Source organism: Ilyobacter sp. (assembly GCF_041583315.1).
Taxonomy (GTDB): domain Bacteria; phylum Fusobacteriota; class Fusobacteriia; order Fusobacteriales; family Fusobacteriaceae; genus Ilyobacter.
In genome coordinates, this window is record NZ_JBFHGC010000400.1 from 1 (window position 1) to 2,706 (window position 2,706).

Below are 2,706 nucleotides of genomic sequence, written 5' to 3' on the forward strand. Positions count from 1 at the left end.
AGGCCCCATTCCGCATATGGATATGTCCTTCTCCATTACTCTCTCCTGAAATTCCACAGAATCCATTTTTAACAGTGATTCTATGGCATAGCTGTCCAGTTCTGCTCCCTTTTCAGGACTCTTAAAATGGGTAAAATCAGAAGATATAAGAATAAATATTTTTCTTCCCAGTTTTTCCGAAGCGTCTTTTACTTTTTCTGCTATATTTCTTGCTGTCTCAAGGTCCTGCCTCATCATGCATATGGGAAGTATTTTAAAGTCGTTTTTCAGAAAATACCATAGATAGGGAAGCATCACCTCACCTGAGTGCTCAAACCTCTGAGCCATGGGTTCCTTGGGAAAGGAAAGCTCGGCTCCAAACTCAGTGTCCACCTCTATATTCCCGAAGGGAGTCTCCCAAAATTCATTGGAGTCCACAGATACTGCCTCTCCGTAGCCTGTGTGATTTGGGTTTATTATGACTATGGTGTCGTACTCCTCGCCTTTTTCTTTTATGATCTCGAAAAGGTGCACCGCCTCACGGACACAATATATATAACCTGCATGGGGGCTCACCCCGCCCACTATGTTTTTATCTTTGAGCTCTGTTTTTATTTTTCCCTTTTCTTTTTCCAGAGCTTCCTCAAATATTTTTTTTATCTCCTCAGAAGAAGCAGGATAAAAACTCCCTGCCACACTGCTTTTTCTCACTGTCATAATCCCTCACCCCTTATTTTTCTGCCGCACTTTTTACATACTCCTTCTTCTGAACCCAATAATTCTGAAAAATACCCCGTTCTTTTTATGATGATTTCCCCGCATCCTGGACATAGAGTATCTCTTCCCAGCTCACTCTCTACATTTCCCAGGTAGACATAATCCAGCTTTTCCCGGGCCATCTCATAGAGTTCTGTCAGAGTTTTCATAGGAGTGGCAGGTTCCTTCATCTTATACATTGGAAAATAACGATTTATATGCAGTGGGACATCTTTCCCCAGGGATTTCTCATACCATTCCAGCATCTGAGAAAACTCCTTTTTGTCGTCATTATGCCCTGGTATCACAAGGTACTCAACCTCTAAATGTCTGTCAGATGCAGCTATTATTTCCAGGGTTCTTTTCACAGGCTCTAGCCTGCTCCCGGTTATTTTTTTATAAAATTCATCTGTGAATCCTTTCAGATCTATACTAAAGGCATCTATGGTTTCAAGGAGTTTTTCCAAGGGCTCGGGGTTTATGAAGCCATTGGACACCATTATGTTTTTCATTCCACGGGCTTTGATTGTTTTGGATATGTCATACATAAATTCATACCATATCACAGGCTCATTATATGTATAGGCAACCCCTATATTCCCACGATCTTTCAGCTTTTCTGCCTCTTCTGCTATTACTTCAGGTGAGATCCCCTCTGTATAATCTGAGAAATCTTCAAACTTCCCCTGGGCTATTGTGTAATTCTGACAGTATTTACATCTCAGATTGCACCCGATACTTCCCACAGAAAGTATCTTTGATCCCGGATAAAAATGATACATTGGTTTTTTCTCCACAGGGTCCAGGTTGACAGCTGATGCTATGCCGTAGTTCACTGTGTAGAGCTCTCCCTCTATATTCTTCCTCATATTGCATACCCCGTAGTCCCCTTCCTCTACAAGGCAGTTGTGGGGGCATAGGAAGCATCTGACATTTTTCCCGTCTGAGGTGTAAAAAAGTGCTTTTTCCATATTTTTCCTCCTAGTGGTATCTCTTTACCTTAAACCTGTAGATCACAGCCTTTTCACCGGGACCTATCCCGCCCTTCATCCTGGCAATGGAAAGCTGCTCCTCTACACTATCCACTCCCTCTATATCAGGAAGAAGTACCCCTCTGCGGCCTCCTGAGGATACTATGACCCCGTATATTTTAGGATCGAGCTTCTCTTTTCCCTCTATCCTTTCGGCTTTTTCCAGCACATCTACAGAGATTTCTATCTCATCTAGTTCGGCTTCTTTCAGCTTTGAAAATCTGGGGTCGCTGAAGGCTGCTGACTTTGCATTTCCCCATATCTCCTCATAGAGATTTTCCCTGAAGGGTTCTAGAGTCCCGATACACCCCCGGAGTTCTCCTGATATTTTGTGAAGAGTCACAAAGCAGGCAGCTTTTACCTTTAACTCCTCGGGTATAGAAGAGAGTTTTTTCCCCTTTGAAAAATTTTCCAAGATACTGTTTAATGCAGTTTCTGTGTATATACTTTTTGGTTGATACATTATTACACCTCCTGCTCTTTTTTTCTATATTCTCTCAATAGGGCCTTTATCCTCCTGTTTTTTAATTCCTGCCCTCCTTTCTCCTGTGTCTCAACTTCAGATATATTTTTCTTTTGCCGGGTAAATTATGATTTATAATAATTCATATGATATAATTTATTGAGCTGCAAAACACATAAATAGCTAATTGAAAAAATATTAATCGAATATTTAATAAAAGGGAAGGTAAGACAATGAACAATACAAAGTGGATATACAAGGGGGATTATCTTCATGAGAACACATCTCTCCCCATTGACAGAGATATACTAAACATCCTCTATAACAGGGGAATAAAAAAAGATGAGGAAATAAAAAGGTTTCTTTATTCCTCTCTTGATGATATCAGAGATCCCATGACCCTTGCGGATATGGATATCGCTGTAGACAGGATTCTGCAGGCAAGGGAAAATAAAGAGGAGATATGGATCTACGGAG

3 protein-coding genes and 1 pseudogene are annotated in these 2,706 nt (G+C 40.9%); 1 reads left to right on the top strand and 3 read right to left on the bottom strand.

The window, feature by feature from the left end; all coding sequences use genetic code 11:
• The 3 genes from amrB to amrA form a co-directional block, all read right to left on the bottom strand.
• Positions 1-696, bottom strand: a 696-nt coding sequence (gene amrB, locus ABZA26_RS12020; RefSeq protein ID WP_372714757.1) for an AmmeMemoRadiSam system protein B, incomplete at its 3' end; no start/stop codon positions are given.
• Positions 693-1,706: an AmmeMemoRadiSam system radical SAM enzyme gene (amrS, locus tag ABZA26_RS12025; protein WP_372714758.1), complete on the bottom strand. Its 1,014-nt coding sequence runs from the start codon at positions 1,704-1,706 to the stop codon at positions 693-695. The genes amrS and amrB, both read right to left, overlap by 4 nt.
• A gap of 10 nt (positions 1,707-1,716) precedes the next feature.
• Positions 1,717-2,229, bottom strand: coding sequence for an AmmeMemoRadiSam system protein A (gene amrA / locus ABZA26_RS12030; RefSeq protein WP_372714759.1), 513 nt, complete (start codon positions 2,227-2,229; stop codon positions 1,717-1,719).
• 233 nt (positions 2,230-2,462) lie between these two features.
• Here amrA and ABZA26_RS12035 point away from each other — a divergent pair.
• Positions 2,463-2,706: pseudogene (locus ABZA26_RS12035) on the top strand (hypothetical protein); the annotation flags it as partial.